The organism is Bacillus sp. FJAT-50079 (assembly GCF_018343515.1).
In the GTDB taxonomy this organism is placed as follows: Bacteria; Bacillota; Bacilli; order Bacillales; family Bacillaceae_C; genus Lederbergia.
Window position 1 is genome coordinate 33,834 of the sequence record NZ_JAGYPD010000007.1, and the last position, 16,099, is coordinate 49,932.

Consider the following 16,099-nt stretch of genomic DNA (forward strand, 5'->3'; position numbering starts at 1 on the left):
CGGGTTATATCTCAATCTAGTATCTAGGGAGCAAAATGGAGTCTTAGGATTCCTAGTTGGAAATGTCATTGTTTCAGCGAAAGATGAAACTTCTTCTCTAATGGTGCGTACCTAATATAAGGGGGCGATGAGATGGGGTTTGATATGCATAATCGGCAGATGGAACTAATGGCTAAATTGAGTAAGCGTGATCGGATCAAGCGGCGATTGACTGATTACGAGGCACAGTTAAAAGCGGCAGAGAAGCTATGCAGTCAGCTTCATAAACAGCTAACGAAAGAGCAGCAAGATGTGGCAAAGCTCGGGAAATTCTCATTCATGAACATCATCGATACATGGACGGGTAAATGGGATGAGAAAATGGATAAGGAAGTAGCCGAAGCGGCAGAAGCAGAATTAAAATATAATGAGGCAAAAAAGACGCTGCTTGATCTAGAAACAGACACCAAAAAATGGCGCGAGCAGATGGAAGATCCGGAATTTACCCATATTGATGCCGATTGGGAAGAATTTGTAAAAGAAAAAGAATGCTGGCTACGTCGAAATGATTCGCAGGCTGACCAAGCATTGCAAAAAATTGCCGACGAGCGAGCAGCACTCCAAGCAGTGCTTCGTGAAATAGAAGAAGCGCAAGGTGCAGGAAATAAGGCGTTTCGAGCACTTAACAAAGCACGTAAAAAGCTCAACTCAGCAGAGGGCATGTCAACATGGGATACGTTTCTTGGTGGTGGATTGCTTGTTTCAGCAATGAAGTATTCTGAAATGAATCAATCAGAAGATTTGATTCAACAAGCACAGCGCGCACTACGGCATTTTAAAACGGAATTGATGGATGTTCAAAACATGGCTATTGAGTCATTTACGATAAACAATAGCAGCATGCTTACATTTACAGACTTATTTTTTGATAATATTTTCTCAGATTGGATGGTTCATTCCCGAATCACGGAAGCGAAAAGCAAAGTAGGCGGAATTCTTCATGATGTGCGACGAGTGCAAGATCAGCTCGCTAGTAAATGTGACGAAGTAAGACGCGAACTAGAACGGCTGGATGAAAAGGAACGTGATTTAATTATTTCATAAGCAGAAAGCAGATGAGGGAAAATAACATTTTTCTTTGTCTGCTTCTTGTGATTTTAGGCAATTCCCACTATTTTCTCTGCTTTTCCCTATCAAACGAATGGTTGATCTTTAATAGTGAGGCTTCATCCGAATCTATTAATTCAATTTCCGTACATAATGCCACTAACTGATGAACACCATTAAATTGTTGGCGATTCCGTTGATGAATACTCATAAGTGCTTGCTCAGTGACTTTTTTTGCTTTTTCGATGCTTTGATGTTCGACGGCATGAACGATCTCTTTCATATGCTCCAAAAAGTAAATCGTCTTTCTAAGGGTGCGAATAAGTAAAATTTGTCTTACATGAACAGGAGTGTATAATCTGTATCCATTTTCAGGGTTTCTTTCTGGTGTTACTAGCCCTTCCTTTTCCCAATGACGAATAGCTGAAGGTTGAACGTTCGTGATTGCCGCCACATCACCAATCGTCATGAGTGGTTTTAGTTTTTCATCGTTCAGTAAATCTAGCTTCGGGTCTTGCAATAATGTGAGTGTTTGATCGGCACTCTTTTTTTCATGATGAAGTTTTGCTTGTTCCTCATTGACAAGCCAAAACGCTTGATCAATCTGGTTATTTTGGACATGACGAAGAACCTCATATGTGACCGAGAAGCCGAATCCGGGAAACATGGCGCGCAGACAGCGAAAGTAGGCTAAATGGACAGGTGTATAAAGACGATAGCCATTTTCGGCACGCTCTGGTGCGGGCACGACGCCCCATGACTCATAATGCCTTAATGCACTTGTACTAATTTGCAGTGCTCGAGCAATTTCGATTGGTTTGTAATAAGTCATCGCAATCCCTCCCCAAAAAGTAAATTTTACTGTAACAGAAGCAAAGGTTCAAAGCAAACATTAAAAGAAAACCTTCAAGTGCAATGAGAAACTGTGTCGTACTACGTTATATATAAAGACACAAACTGTATTGAAAAAGGTTAAAGTACCATGACGGATTTTGAAATAAGATGGCACTTAATACTCGTCTATTCGTACAAACCTTCCCATTTGCACCAATGTTGTATAGTGGAGATATAGAAAGAAAGTGGAGGGCCCGCCAATATCTTTCGAATAATTAAGTGTCGGAGGTAAAGAGACGTTGCAAAATCAAATCATCATTCAAGGTGCACGCGAACATAATCTTAAAAACATTTCACTTCAAATTCCAAAGCATAAATTGGTTGTTTTAACAGGTCCTTCAGGATCAGGAAAGTCAACGTTGGCCATGGATATTTTGCAAAGAGAATGCCAAAGGCAATATATGGAGTCGAGTGGAATGGTGACCGATTCCTTTAGCAAGCCGAAAGTGGATGCGATTGTTGGTCTTTCACCATCGATCAGTGTTGGCCAGCATGTAACGAATCGCAATCCGCGCTCAACGGTTGGAACAGTCACAGATATGTATACGTATTTGCGGCTAGTGTATGAAAAGCTTGGTGAGCGACCTTGTGAGAACTGTCAAGCAATGATGAAGCCAGCGTTAGATGCAAGTGAGGCGATCTCCAGCGAAGTCGGGTACGATCAGTTTCTTATCTGTGAAGATTGTGGTTATCAATCAAAAATATTAACGAGAACGCATTTTTCATTTAATACTCCCGAAGGGGCTTGTGAGACATGTGAAGGATTAGGGAATGTGGTAGATGTTCATATCGATGCTGTTTTTAATCAGGAGCTTAGTATACTCGATGGAGCGGTTAGCTTTTGGTTTGAGGCATACAATCAATATCAAATAAACATATTACAGGCGGCAGCGAAGCATTATGGCTTTGAATTTGATGTGAACCTTCCTTTAAAGGATTATCATCAAATTCAACGTGATCTTTTATATTATGGAGTGGAAAGTGATACCTTTAGCGCGCATTTTCCAGATAAGCAACCACCGAAAAGCGTTGGAAAAGGAAAATTTGAAGGGGTCATTACCGGAATGTGGAGAAGGTATAGAGAAAAGGAAGGGAATTCGGGTGAGGCTGATTTTTTCTATGAGCAAACGTGCCCTGATTGTCACGGCCAGCGATTAAAAAAGGCGAGCCGCCTTGTCAAAGTAGCTGGCACTGCCATCACAGATGTATCGCAATATTCTCTTGATGGCATGCTTACATGGGTAAAACAAGTGGAGAGGGAGCTGACAGGCGAGGCCCGCTCGTTTGTAGAAACGTTCCTTCATGACTTGGCTACGAAACTAACGAGACTGATTGATGTCGGTTTAGGCTATCTTTCTTTAGATAGACAAGCGATTACTTTGTCTGGCGGGGAATCTCAGCGTTTGCGACTGGCGTCCATCCTTGGTTCCGGTTTAACAGGTGTGCTTTACATTCTTGACGAGCCGACGACAGGCTTGCATCCAAAAGATACGCAAGGATTGGTTAAGGTAATGAAGCAACTACGCGACCTAGGCAATACGGTGCTTGTGATTGAACATGATTTAGCGGTGATGAAAGAGGCGGATCATATCATTGATATGGGACCCGGAGCAGGACGATTAGGTGGAAAGGTGGTCGGAGAGGGACGTTTAAACGATTTGAAAGATCAACAAGAATCGGTGACAGGGGCTTATATAAAAGAAGAGCGCAGGGCATCTCCGCAACGCAGAGAAGGGATTGGGAAGCATGTAACCGTTCATCATGCAAATAAACATAATTTGAAAAACGTCACCGTCTCTTTTCCGCTTGGTTGCTTTATAACTGTAACCGGTGTATCAGGTTCGGGAAAATCGACGCTTTTATTTGATCTTGTTGCGAATGGAAGCAAGGAGAAAAAGCATTATGATGGCTGTGAGAAGATCACTGGATTTGAAGCAATTGATCGATTGATTACGGTCAACCAATCTCCTATGGGGAGAATGAAACGATCGAATATCGCGACCTATACGGAAGTATTTACAATGTTGCGAACGTTGTTTGCAGGGCTTCCGCAAGCAAAGAAAAATAAATTAACAGCCAAACATTTCTCATTTAATGCAGCGGGTGGACGATGCGAAAACTGCCAGGGGCTTGGCTATGTGCTCGTGAATATGCACTTTTTGCCCGATCTTGAGGTACAATGTCCTGTTTGCCGAGGCAAACGATTTAAAGATGAAGTATTGGAAGTAACGTATAAAGGCTATACGATATCGAGTCTGCTTGATGTAAGCATTGAGGAAAGTTTAACCCTATTTAAGGGTAAGAAAAAATTAGAAAAAATCATTGAATTGTTATGCGATGTCGGCCTCGGCTACTTACAATGGGGTCAATCGGTTACCACATTATCCGGTGGAGAAGGTCAGCGCTTGAAGCTAGCGCGGGAACTAAGTAAGCCAACGACCGGTCATACGCTTTATATACTTGATGAACCATCCACAGGGTTACACCCGAATGATGTGAAGAACCTTCTCGTATTGTTAAATAAACTTGTCGATGCAGGCAACAGCATGATTGTTGTTGAGCATAACAGCGAAATCATTCGCGAATCCGATTGGGTTATTGATATGGGGCTGGAAGGGGGAGTAGCTGGAGGCATGGTTGTTGCGGAAGGTACTCCTGAGGATATTTCGAAAAGCAAGTCTTCGTATACAGGCATGTTTTTATAAGCAAGAAGAAGAGTGCAAACGATGATTTGCACTCTTTTTCATTTATTACTTGTTTTCAGAGATGGCCTCCATGTATTTCGGATACCATTTTTCCCATTCGGCTTTGCGATTTTCGATCGTTTCCCCGTTTAACAATGCTTCGATTACATCAAGACACACATGCCAGCCTGCTAAATCTCTTGGAGTGTGATCGGTTAGATTATTTATTTTTTCTTTGAAAATAAGCAGACATCCTTCTGGCTTTGCATTTAACTCGAAGCGAACAACGTCTTTGTCCCATGTAAACTCTAATACCTCATTGATTTTCAGTTCAAGAATTTCCATCTTTATAAATGTTCCGTTCTGCATATCAAACAGAATGAATCCACCTTTACGAAGCTCCTCAACACGCAGCTCAGCGAACCATTGTTTAAGCTTTTCATTATCAGTTAACATAGCCCACACATCTTCAATCGAATGGTTTAGATGGCGCTCGAATGTAGCTAGAACGTTACTTTCAACTCGTTGTATATTAGCAATCATCATAAATCCTCCTGATTTTGTGGTGATAAACCTCTTATTAAAAATTGAATCGTCCGTTCCAATTCGGCATCGTCATCCCAGTTTACTTCGGAAGCAAGGGCATACTTCGCGGCGAAAAAGCCAAGTGCAGTTGAAGCAGTTAAGCGAATGACCGTATCGACAGGTACATCAATAATCTGTTCCTTCGCTTGATAATAACGGACAATTTCTCTAAAGCGTGCGAATACCTTTTTTCCGATATGTTCAATAAATTGTTCCCTTAATTCAGGGTGAAAAGGGATTTCTTGAACTAAAATTCGAATGACAGATCGATTATTTTGGATGAACTGCGCCCGATTTTCAATCATTGCGCGTATGAAATCCTCAAAATATTCGTAGTGATGATCCAATACTTTATTTAAATCTTTAATAACAAAGGGGGCCATCAGCTTCACCATCATCGGGCTTACGATCGATAAAAGCAGATCTTTTTTTGTTTTATAATGCCTAAAAATCGTGCCTTCTGCAACGCCAGCCTTTTTGGCAATTTCACTAGTTGAAGTGGATGCAAATCCTTTTTCAGCGAATGCCTCAATGGCAGCTCTTAATATATTTTTTTGTTTTTCAGTAAGTCCATCCCCGTGCATGAATAGCTCCTCTAAGTATTGTTCATCGTTAGACATGTGGTGCCCTCCCTTCGCAGCAACTATATTTTACGGTATTTTTTCAGCGCGAAAATATTTAAGATCATGAATAATAATGAAAATCCAGCAAGCATAGCAACGTCTGTATAAATGTCGCCCCAATCGTACCCTCTTACCATAACATTTCTTAATGCATTTGCAGCATAATAGAGGGGGGTAAATGGTCCAATCCAGCTAAGCCATTTCGAAATCGTGTCCAAATCAAATAATCCAGAAAAGAAGATTTGCGGGACGACGACAATCGGAATAAATTGCATCATTTGTAGCTCATTGTTGGCAAAAGCAGATAATAAAATACCGAGAGTAAGAGCGGTTAACGCAAGCAACAGGGTGATCAATAATACATAACCGAAGTTTCCTTCCATAACCATCCCAAGAACATAGATCGCATAGGCGGCGATAATCGTTGTTTGAATCATGGCAAATAGACCGAAGCCGAGCACATAACCAATAACAATTTCCCATTTTCGCAACGGGCTAGCTAGCAGTCGTTCAAGTGTTCCTGTTGTTCGTTCGCGTAAAAATGATACACCAGCAATCAGAAAAACAAAGAAAAAGACGAAAAAGCCAAGAAGAACAGGGCCAAAATAATCAAAGATACCCATATCGCTTGAGCCGTGTAAATAATCGATGTTTAACGTTGGGGCAGGACCGTTCGTTGGCTGACCAGATGGCAAAGCGGTTTGTATCCACTTCATAACGGCGCCATTCTTGCTTGGATCACTGCCTTCAAGATAAAGGGCGGGTGATTGGTTTTCAAACGTAAAATATCCGTCTATCTCTCGATCTGTTAATGCATTTTGAGCTTGAGTCTTATCATCATATTCAGTGATTTTGACGTCATCGCTATTCATCTGTTCGACAATCGCTTGAGGAACATCCACGATTCCGATTTTAGGAACGTACTCATCACCGGCAAAAACGAAATGCATCATTGTTAATACGAGAATAGGTGCGAAGATCAACAGTCCCATTGTTCGCTTATCTCTAATGATTTGCCGTAGTATTCTGATCATTAAAGCGGCAACTCTCATGTTTATGCACCTCCGTAAACGAGGAATGCTTCCTCGATCGTTTGTGAGTTTGTTTGCTCTTTCAACTCTTTTGGAGATCCCACTGCTATGAGTTTCCCATCGCGAATAAGACTTAAGCGATCGCATTTTTCAGCTTCATCCATAACATGGGTGGTCACGAGTAGCGTCGTTCCTTTTTTCTTTAATTCATAAAAAGCTTCCCATATATTTTTACGTAAAACAGGGTCAATGCCTACGGTCGGTTCATCAAGAATTAAAATGTCTGGCTGATGAAGAAGTGAAATGGCAAGTGAAAGTCTTCTTTTCATTCCGCCAGAATAGTTGGAAACCAATTTTGTCAGATGATCGGTTAGATCAACAATCTCCATTACATCATTAATTCGTTTTGCTTGATGTGCACCTTTTAAACCGTAGAGGGATGAAAAAAATTGCAAGTTTTCCTTTGCTGATAATTCTTCATAAAGGGCGTCAGACTGCGCCATATAGCCAATTTTATTCATCGCATGCAGGGAAGGCATTCTTTCCTGAAAAACAAAATTTTCTCCAGACGTCGGTGTATCCAATCCAGCTAATTGTTTAACTAATGTTGTTTTTCCAGCACCAGAAGGACCTAGTAAGCCAAAAATCTCTCCTTGTACAATATCGAGATGTATGTCATCAAGAACTTGATGTTTTCCAAAGGATTTGGAAACATGGTGAATCGATATGCATCTGTTTTGCTCATCCATTTCATTCACTCCTTTGCGAGAGTGAGTAATCACTCATTATTATTTCTATCTTAATTGCTTAACGATATAAAGTAAAGATATAAATCAAATTATCAATCTTATGTCGGTCATGAAACTAAGTCTAAATAAGGACAATCAAGAAAAACACTTGCAGTTAAGTCGATAAACAGTGATAATTAATTTTTGGAGAGATTATAAAAAAGGAAGTAAATATATGGCTATTATTCAAGGATTAATTAGTTTTATTTTGCATATTGATGAACATCTTGTTGATATTATCGAAATATTTGGTGGCTGGTCTTATGTGATTTTATTTTTAATCGTTTTTGTTGAGACGGGAGTCGTTATATTTCCGTTTTTACCAGGAGATTCTTTATTGTTTGCGGCAGGTGCTTTTGCGGCAGTTGATGCCTTTCACATATGGCTGTTAATAATTGTCTTTTTTGTAGCGGCAGTGGTTGGTGATACAGTCAATTATCATATTGGGAAAAAAATCGGTACATCGATTCCACCGACGAGCTGGCTTGGAAAAGTGATTAATCAAGAAAAGATGCAAAAAGCAGAGGAATTCTTTAATAAACATGGTGGTAAAACGATTGTTATTGCTCGGTTCATGCCATTTATTCGTACATTCGCCCCGTTTGTTGCTGGAGCGAGTCGAATGAATTATCGCTATTTTATTGTGTACAATGTAGCCGGAGCGGCGATTTGGGTAGGAATATGTACGATGCTTGGTTATTTATTCGGTAATATTCCGCTCATCAAAGAAAACTTTTCAACCGTGCTATTAATGATTATCTTTATCTCTGTTTTACCGGCGCTGATTAGTTTTATTAAAAGCCGATTTGCAAAATAACTTTAAATGAATGAAAGATGGACATCCTTAATTATGAAAGGATGTCTGTCTTTCATTTTGTGCAATTTCATAAAAAATATTTGACAATAAATAAGTGTTGTAACTATAATGGTTACAACAGGAGGATGAATGATATGAAAATCAGTAGTCGTTTTACCGTTGCTGTTCATATATTATCTCTTGTAGAAATAGAAAAAAACGCAGTTTGCACATCCGAATGGATAGCGGAAAGTGTAAATACAAATCCAGTTGTGATTCGCAGGGTAATCGGGCAATTAAAGAATGCAGGAATGATCCAAGTTCGCCGCGGTATCGGCGGGGCTTCTCTATTAAAGCCATTGGATCAAATCACTTTGCTTGATGTTTACCGAGCAGTGGAAGTCGTAGAAGTAGGAGAGCTTTTTCAGTTTCACGAAGATCCAAATCCTCAATGTCCTGTTGGCGCTAATATTCAAGCTGTACTTGAATTAATTTTATTGCGGGCCCAAGAGGCAATGGAAGCTGTATTAAAGGAAGTCACAATGAAGGAATTAATATCGGTTTTAAGTAAAAAAATTGAATAAATCATTCGATTTTTTTTACAGCAGTTGTAACTGCGTTGGTTACAATGGGTGTGGATAGAAACATCCATTCGGAAAGCATGCGGGGTTTACCAATTGGTAATAATAAAAAAACAATATTTTGGAGGTAATAGAAATGAGAATTGGTATAATTGGAGCAACAGGAAAAGCAGGAAATTTAATTTTAAAAGAGGCAGTTCAAAGAGGTCACGACGTAACGGCAATAGTAAGAAATGCAGCAAAATTAACTGAACATCATGTTTCCGTATTGGAAAAGGATGTTTTTGAATTGACGAGTACAGACATTCAATCATTTGATGTAGTTGTCAATGCATTTGGTGCACCTGCTGGAAAGGAGCAACTCCATGTAGAAGCAGGAAGGGTATTGATTGAAGCGATGAAAGGTGCGCCCGATACAAGACTGATCGTAGTAGGTGGAGCAGGCAGTTTATTTGTGGATGATGCTCAAACGATACGTCTCATTGATACGCCAGAATTCCCTAAAGAATACTTTGCAACAGCTTCGAATCAAGGGAAGAATTTAGAGGATTTGCAAAAAACGAGTGAGATTTCTTGGACGTTCATCAGTCCAGCAGCTTTTTTTGATCCAGAAGGCGAGAGAACGGGCTCTTATCAAAAAGGGAAAGATCAATTAATTTTAAATGAAAAAGGGAATAGCTATGTAAGCTATGCAGATTATGCGATTGCCGTTCTTGATGAAATTGAAAAGCCAGCACATATTAATGAACGATTTACTGTTGTCGCAGAATAGAACAGAAAAGAGGAGAAAAATGAAAATCGTTGCCATTGTAGGTAGTATAAGAAAAGAATCGTATAATAAAAAACTAGCTTTATTTATGAAGGAACATTTTCGAAATAAGGTTGAGATAGAGATTTTATCAATTGCCGAACTTCCAATGTATAACGAAGATCAAGAGCTAACACCGCCTGAGATTGTAAAAGAAATAAAAAGCAGTGTTGCTGGTAGTGATGGGGTTTTAATTGTCACGCCAGAATATAATCATTCCATCCCTGGTGTATTGAAAAATGCAATTGACTGGTTTTCTAGAGTAGACAAGGTGATGGTGAATAAACCTGTAATGATTGCTGGCGGAACACGCGGAGCACTAGGTACTGTGCGTGCGCAAATGCATTTGCGGCAAATACTGAATTCTCCGGGCGTTTCCGCATTGACGTTACCAGGCAATGAAGTCTTCGTTGGAGCGATTCATGAGAAACTTGATGAGACCGGGCGTCTCATTCACGAGCCAACGATCAATTTTCTTGACACAGTTATGAACCATTTTCTTTCTTGGATTGAAAAGAATAGAGCTTAACGATTTGAAGGACATACAGTGTGACTGTGTGTCTTTTTTCTTTACATGCCTATCATCGAATATCATGGGTATACTTAATTTAGATTAGCTTTTTGGAAGTGAGGAGGAGCAAGTATGCAGAGCAAATTTATGAGGCTGATGAAGCAGACTTTAGAAATAAAGACGGGACCTTTACCGTGGACTAAGGCGATCAGTGCAGGAATTTGCTGTGCTTTACCTCCATTCCTTGGCTTGTTATTAGGAAATATACAATACGGACTGTTGGCTGGAATTGGAAGTTTCTCTTATCTATATGTAGTCAATGAGCCATATGCTCAAAGAGCGAAAAAACTCTTATTCGTGGTGCTTGGAATGACTTTTTCGGTAGGGATAGGAACTATTTTTGCTCCCTTCCCATTTGTATCAGCATTATTAGTAGGAGTCATTGGTGGGATCGCAACTTTTATTTTCGCTGCTTTAAATATCCGGGGACCAGCGGCCATCTTTTTTGTTTTAGGCTTTGCGATGACTACGGGGATGCCAATTGATCAAGCTCTTGCTCCGGTACGTTCTGGCCTTGTCTTTCTCGGCGGGATTTTATCATGGTTGATTGGAATGGCAGGTTGGCTTATACCTCAAGTACGTCAAAAATATGTAATAAAAGGAACGTTCAAACAAGCTCGAAAACATGTTTTTAAAGATGCTTTACATAAAAATTCTGTGGTCTTTCTAAATTCTGTCAGATATGGACTTACTTTGATAGTCGCAGCCGTGATTGCTTATTCATTCGAATTTGATCGGCCCTATTGGATCATTATATCTTGTGCGGCTGTAATGTTGGGATCGACAGCTACCGCAACCTTCCATCGGGCAATGCAAAGGACAATTGGGACACTAATTGGGATTCTAGCGGCAACGGTCATTCTTTCGTTTTATCCAGAGGGAATCGCCGTTGTCATCCTCATTATGCTTATGACATTCTTTACCGAGCTATTTATTGTGAAAAACTATGGTATTGCTGTGATGTTCATTACACCAAATGCTCTACTGATGGCAGAAAGCACGACTCACATTCATTATGTACGTTATTTTGCGGAAGCAAGGATAACGGATACGCTCATCGGCTGTGCAATTGGGATCGCTGGAACATTATTAGTCGCTAATCGAGCGAAATAGGAGCTGCCCTAAAAGTCAAACTTTTATTGACTTTTAGGACAGCTCCTTCTTTATTTATGCACAGGCTGTTTTCCATTTCCCCTTGATCGCATATTTTCGTTATTAGGGTAAATCGAACCCCATTCGATTGCCGATCTCCCGTGGAAAAACGTCAACAGGGTAAATAGAACCCCGTTCGATTACCGATCTCCCGTGGAAAAACGTCAACAGGGTAAATCGAACCCCGTTCGATTGCCGATCTCTCGTGGAAAAACGCCAAAAGGGTAAATCGAATTCCGTTCGATTGCCGATCTCCCGTGGAAAAACGTCAAAAGGGTAAATCGAACCCCGTTCGATTGCCGATCTCTCGTGGAAAAACGTCAACAGGGTAAATCGAACCTCGTTCGATTGCCGATCTCTCATGGAAAAACGTCAACAGGGTAAATCGAACCCCGTTCGATTGCCGATTTCCTGTGAGAAAACGTCAACAGGGTAAATCGAACCCCGTTCGATTGCCGATCTCCCGTGGAAAAACGTCAACAGGGTAAATCGAATCCTGTTCGATTGCCGATCTCCCGTGGAAAAACGTCAACAGGGTAAATCGAACCCCATTCGATTGCCGATCTCTCGTGGAAAAACGCCAAAAGGGTAAATCGAATTCCGTTCGATTGCCGATCTCTCGTGGAAAAACGTCAACAGGGTAAATCGAACCCCGTTCGATTGCCGATCTCCTGTGAGAAAACGTCAACAGGGTAAATCGAACCCCGTTCGATTGCCGATCTCCCGTGGAAAAACGTCAAAAGGGTAAATCGAACCTCGTTCGATTGCCGATCTCTCATGGAAAAACGTCAACAGGGTAAATCGAACCCCGTTCGATTGCCGATCTCCCGTGGAAAAACGTCAACAGGGTAAATCGAACCCCGTTCGATTGCCGATCTCTCGTGGAAAAACGCCAAAAGGGTAAATCGAATTCCGTTCGATTGCCCCATAAAATCCTCAATACGGTCAATCGAGCGCACGATGTTTATCAAAAAACCATTTTATGTTCTATTTAATGGGGCTATGCGTAATTTGAGATAATCCCTCGTTGATCCCAAATACTTTCGCATTCGCATTTTCGATTCCAAATCCACTTAAACGTTTGAGATGCATATCGAGGTAACCTTCTGCATCTTCTTTCGTTTCGAAAACGTAGATGCCACCTGCTTGATTTGTTTCTTTATTCTCTGTCCAAATTTTCCACATAAATCCTTTTTCTTCATTGATGCTTCTTGCTAAATTGGCAAATGCAGTTGCCATTTCTTCACCGAATGGTCCAGTATGTGTAAAATCAACTTGTAGAATATATGCCATGATAATTCCTCCTATTTCTTTTCAATATATTTTTCGCCAAGAATTTCTTTTAGAGTGTAAGATTCAGAGGAAAGTTCTTTTTGAATAAATAATTCAGCTTCGTTTTGCTCTATGTCATACATCACTTCAATCTCTTTTGAAAACAAACGCTCTTCCTTTTTCAATAGATCGGCAAGTACTGGCGGTTGCTTTGGTTGTAGTTCCTCTGTTTCGAGAATTTGTTGCAGTCCGCTTACATAGTATTCTAATCCGCGAGCTCCAACAATTTTAACGCCTTTCTTTTCCTCATTGACCATAATAATCGTTGGGAAGCCACGAACACCAAGGCTTCTAGAAAGTGCAAAGTCTTCATTTAATAATTGATGCCCACCTTCAAGATGTGCTTGCTTTACGATTTCCTCTCCGTTAAGTCCAAGTTGATTGACTACTTCTATCATAAGCTGATCTTCAGCAATGTTTTTGTTAAAAGCAAAAAGCTCTTCGCGAATGCGACGGAGAAAGATGGTAGCTAACGTCTCATCTTGTTTTTGAATGATTTTATATACACGCGAAGGGGGGAACGATGATTTAATGGGGTTATTAAACCAAACGGTTCCATCAATTGGCATACGCGAATGTACCCCAACTTCTTGCCAATGTCCCGCTACATCAGCTGGGCCGGAAATTCCATTGTTCACATCGGCGAAGCCATCCCAGCTTTCTAATAGCCCGCCCATGACAGTTTTCATATTAAAATAATGGCCATACTGTGCTTCGAACTTACGGAGTACAGGTTCAAGTGCCCAGCAATGTGAACAAATCGGATCTGTTACATAATAAAGATCGATTGTTTTCTTTGGCTGAGTCAGATCAATCATTTCAAAGGCTGCTTCGCCAGCTTCACCACAAATCCCTGTTTCTAAATCACAAATTAGATTAATTTTCATCCTTATTCACTCCTTGATTTGTTGATATTGCTGTGCCCATTTTTGAATGGGCTGCAATGCTTTGGCAAGTGACCGTCCTTTTTCTGTTAATTCATAAGAGATGATCACTGTTGTTGTACCTGTTATTTTTTTTTCGACTAACCCATACTCCCCGAGCTCTGAAAGTTTCATGGATAATGCTCTTGGGGTGATATCTTTCAGGTCTTTTTGTATATCAGAAAAATGGGCCGTATAATCGTTGCAAAGAGATAAATAATGGATAATGAGGCCATTCCATTTCCTGCCAAGGATCTGGAAAGATCCCTCTAAAAATGGACAAATTTGTATTGTAATCACCTTCTTTATATTAAGTATACTGCATATAAAAAGTATATCAACTATAAAAAATATATTTAAGGTCATAAAAAAGCTAATCAACAAATTGGATGATTAGCTTTCTCATTAGAATAGGTGATGTATGGAGCTCGGCTCATAGCTGAGACTGTGCTTTAAGTCCAACTTTTTTAAGTGCGTCGATTAATATCTCTTTTTCCTCGATTGTTACTTCTGCAAATACATCTTCAATTACTTTTTGATGCTGTGGGAAGATGCTGTCCATAAATTCTTTCCCCTGATCTGTCAGCATGACATGAACAACTCGGCGATCGTGCGGGCAGGCGCTTCGCTCGAGCATGTTTTTCTTTTCTAATTTATCGATCACATATGTCATGGAACCGCTAGCAATAAGGACAGAATTACAAATTTGTTGGACTGTTTGCTGTCCTTTGTGATAGAGTACCTCCAAAACGGCAAACTCGGATAGATTGACCCCATAATTATTGATGTCTAGTTTGATTCTTTCTTGCAATGATTTTGTTGCTTTCATCAATACAACAAATGATTTTAAACTAAGATCTTGGCTCATTTTTGCACCTCCCAAAATAACATTACTTTGAATTCAAACTAATGATATAACATGTTTCCTATTCTGTCTACTGACTGAAAAAATCTTTCCATCGCAATATATGCAATGGAAAGACTTTACTTTGCAAATGTGTGATGCCTCTTCGCTTTTAATAAATAGGCACGGTAAAGAACAAGAGCGATAAGGGAAAGGATGATCCCCGAAATATAAGGCAAGCCGATCATTACCGAAAAGAGCCAGCCACCCAGTGGAGGACCAACAATTCTTCCAAGTGAATCGAAAGAGGATAATAATCCGGTTGTACTTCCATGTCCTGTTTTCGAGGTTTTCGTTAATAATGCAGAAACGCTCGGGCGAATAACCCCATTTCCAATTCCAAAAATCGTTAAAAAGATTGCTGCCGTCGTGAAACTATCAACGAATAAAATAAGACCAAATCCAATCGCTGAAATGATGATCCCTAATTGAATGACAAATCCTTCACCATATTTTTTCGTTAACCTACCGACGAGTCCGCCTTGGACCAATGCTCCAGCTAATCCCATAATCATAAAAATATAACCGAGCTTAACCGTTCCGAGTCCCGCTTTCACTGCTGCATAATAGGCAAACGTTGCCTCTAGCCCTGAAAGGGATAAAGAAATAAATAATTGTAGGAAGTATAATACGGATACAGAGCCATTAAATGCATGCCATATCGATTTTTTCTCCGCCATTTGCTTACTTCTACTTTCCTTCGGCAATGATTCCTTTAAAAGGGAGAAGACGAGCAGAAAAGTAATCAAGGATGAGATGCCGGCAATGTAAAAAGGGAGACTTAAGCTGACTTTTGAAAAGATCCCGCCAATCGCTGGTCCTAAGACGAAGCCAAGACCTACGGCTGCGCCGACAACCCCCATTCCCTTTCCACGGTCTTCGGGAGATGTAATATCTGCCACATAAGCAGTTACAGTAGGCATATTGGCTGAAGATAAAAATCCGCCGATTACTCGCGCCGCAAATAACATCCATAGTTCAGATGCCATTCCCATTAAGAAAAAAGAAAGAGCAAGCCCAACAATTCCAATCATAATCACAGGCTTACGACCAATACGGTCAGAAATTCGTCCCCACATCGGCGCAAACAAAAGCTGCATAAGCGAATATACCGCCATAAGCCATCCTAATTGAGCTGGTGTTGCACCAACATCCTCTGCATAAAAAGGCAATACGGGAATAATGATCCCGAAGCCAACCATGACAAAAAACATAACAGCAAACAAAATAGGTAAAGCCCTTTTTGTTTCTACCATAACATTCACTCCAGATAAAGCGTAATATCTACCATATTAATGTAATGAAGTTTGTAGAGGATAGTCAACCTATAACTATTAAAGC

General features: G+C 40.3%; 17 protein-coding genes. 7 read left to right on the top strand and 10 right to left on the bottom strand.

The annotated features are described in order from the left end of the window. The first annotated feature begins 132 nt into the window (after window positions 1-132). The gene (locus tag KHA95_RS18450; RefSeq protein WP_213139032.1) at window positions 133-1,083 is read left to right on the top strand and encodes a coiled-coil domain-containing protein; all 951 of its coding nucleotides are present in this window, start codon (window positions 133-135) and stop codon (window positions 1,081-1,083) included. 67 nt (window positions 1,084-1,150) lie between these two features. On the opposite strand, the gene KHA95_RS18455 is transcribed toward KHA95_RS18450, so the two are convergent. Beyond that, entirely contained in the window at window positions 1,151-1,918 is a 768-nt protein-coding gene (locus KHA95_RS18455; protein ID WP_213139033.1) for a TioE family transcriptional regulator, read from the bottom strand. Between the two features lie 301 nt (window positions 1,919-2,219). Here KHA95_RS18455 and uvrA point away from each other — a divergent pair, with 301 nt between their 5' ends. Beyond that, window positions 2,220-4,685 carry an excinuclease ABC subunit UvrA gene (gene uvrA, locus KHA95_RS18460; protein WP_213139034.1) on the top strand — a complete coding sequence of 822 codons (2,466 nt, stop codon included), beginning with the start codon at window positions 2,220-2,222 and terminating at the stop codon, window positions 4,683-4,685. A gap of 45 nt (window positions 4,686-4,730) precedes the next feature. Here the strand turns inward: uvrA and KHA95_RS18465 are convergent, their stop codons facing one another. The 4 genes from KHA95_RS18465 to KHA95_RS18480 are packed head-to-tail and all read right to left on the bottom strand — an operon-like array spanning window position 4,731 to window position 7,652. Beyond that, window positions 4,731-5,207: an SRPBCC family protein gene (locus KHA95_RS18465; RefSeq protein WP_213139035.1), complete on the bottom strand. Its 477-nt coding sequence runs from the start codon at window positions 5,205-5,207 to the stop codon at window positions 4,731-4,733. After that, window positions 5,207-5,869: a TetR/AcrR family transcriptional regulator gene (locus KHA95_RS18470; RefSeq protein WP_213139036.1), complete on the bottom strand. Its 663-nt coding sequence runs from the start codon at window positions 5,867-5,869 to the stop codon at window positions 5,207-5,209. Before KHA95_RS18470 ends, KHA95_RS18465 begins: the two co-directional genes overlap by 1 nt. 23 nt (window positions 5,870-5,892) lie before the next feature. Then, window positions 5,893-6,924, bottom strand: coding sequence for an ABC transporter permease (locus KHA95_RS18475; RefSeq protein ID WP_213139037.1), 1,032 nt, complete (start codon window positions 6,922-6,924; stop codon window positions 5,893-5,895). 2 nt (window positions 6,925-6,926) lie between these two features. Further along, window positions 6,927-7,652 carry an ABC transporter ATP-binding protein gene (locus KHA95_RS18480; RefSeq protein ID WP_213139038.1) on the bottom strand — a complete coding sequence of 242 codons (726 nt, stop codon included), beginning with the start codon at window positions 7,650-7,652 and terminating at the stop codon, window positions 6,927-6,929. A 214-nt stretch (window positions 7,653-7,866) separates the two neighbouring features. Here KHA95_RS18480 and KHA95_RS18485 point away from each other — a divergent pair, with 214 nt between their 5' ends. From KHA95_RS18485 to KHA95_RS18505, 5 genes are all read left to right on the top strand, one after another. After that, the gene (locus tag KHA95_RS18485; RefSeq protein ID WP_213139039.1) at window positions 7,867-8,508 is read left to right on the top strand and encodes a VTT domain-containing protein; all 642 of its coding nucleotides are present in this window, start codon (window positions 7,867-7,869) and stop codon (window positions 8,506-8,508) included. A gap of 134 nt (window positions 8,509-8,642) precedes the next feature. Next, on the top strand, window positions 8,643-9,071 hold the full coding sequence (locus KHA95_RS18490) for an Rrf2 family transcriptional regulator (protein WP_213139040.1): 429 nt from the start codon (window positions 8,643-8,645) through the stop codon (window positions 9,069-9,071). Window positions 9,072-9,204: 133 nt separating this feature from the next. Beyond that, the gene (locus KHA95_RS18495; protein WP_213139041.1) at window positions 9,205-9,840 is read left to right on the top strand and encodes an NAD(P)-dependent oxidoreductase; all 636 of its coding nucleotides are present in this window, start codon (window positions 9,205-9,207) and stop codon (window positions 9,838-9,840) included. A 19-nt stretch (window positions 9,841-9,859) separates the two neighbouring features. Beyond that, complete coding sequence (locus KHA95_RS18500) at window positions 9,860-10,405, top strand: NADPH-dependent FMN reductase (protein ID WP_213139042.1); 546 nt, start codon at window positions 9,860-9,862, stop codon at window positions 10,403-10,405. A gap of 114 nt (window positions 10,406-10,519) precedes the next feature. Beyond that, a complete protein-coding gene (locus tag KHA95_RS18505) occupies window positions 10,520-11,560 on the top strand; it encodes an FUSC family protein (protein ID WP_213139043.1) in 1,041 nt (346 codons plus the stop codon). 1,026 nt (window positions 11,561-12,586) lie between these two features. On the opposite strand, the gene KHA95_RS18510 is transcribed toward KHA95_RS18505, so the two are convergent. From KHA95_RS18510 to KHA95_RS18530, 5 genes are all read right to left on the bottom strand, one after another. Continuing rightward, window positions 12,587-12,892, bottom strand: coding sequence for a monooxygenase (locus KHA95_RS18510; RefSeq protein WP_213139044.1), 306 nt, complete (start codon window positions 12,890-12,892; stop codon window positions 12,587-12,589). A gap of 11 nt (window positions 12,893-12,903) precedes the next feature. Continuing rightward, on the bottom strand, window positions 12,904-13,818 hold the full coding sequence (locus tag KHA95_RS18515) for a DsbA family protein (RefSeq protein WP_213139045.1): 915 nt from the start codon (window positions 13,816-13,818) through the stop codon (window positions 12,904-12,906). A 6-nt stretch (window positions 13,819-13,824) separates the two neighbouring features. Then, entirely contained in the window at window positions 13,825-14,145 is a 321-nt protein-coding gene (locus KHA95_RS18520) for a winged helix-turn-helix transcriptional regulator (protein ID WP_213139331.1), read from the bottom strand. Between the two features lie 142 nt (window positions 14,146-14,287). Further along, window positions 14,288-14,722 carry a MarR family winged helix-turn-helix transcriptional regulator gene (locus tag KHA95_RS18525; protein ID WP_213139046.1) on the bottom strand — a complete coding sequence of 145 codons (435 nt, stop codon included), beginning with the start codon at window positions 14,720-14,722 and terminating at the stop codon, window positions 14,288-14,290. Window positions 14,723-14,838: 116 nt separating this feature from the next. Continuing rightward, a complete protein-coding gene (locus KHA95_RS18530) occupies window positions 14,839-16,014 on the bottom strand; it encodes an MFS transporter (protein ID WP_213139047.1) in 1,176 nt (391 codons plus the stop codon). Window positions 16,015-16,099 lie beyond the last annotated feature (85 nt).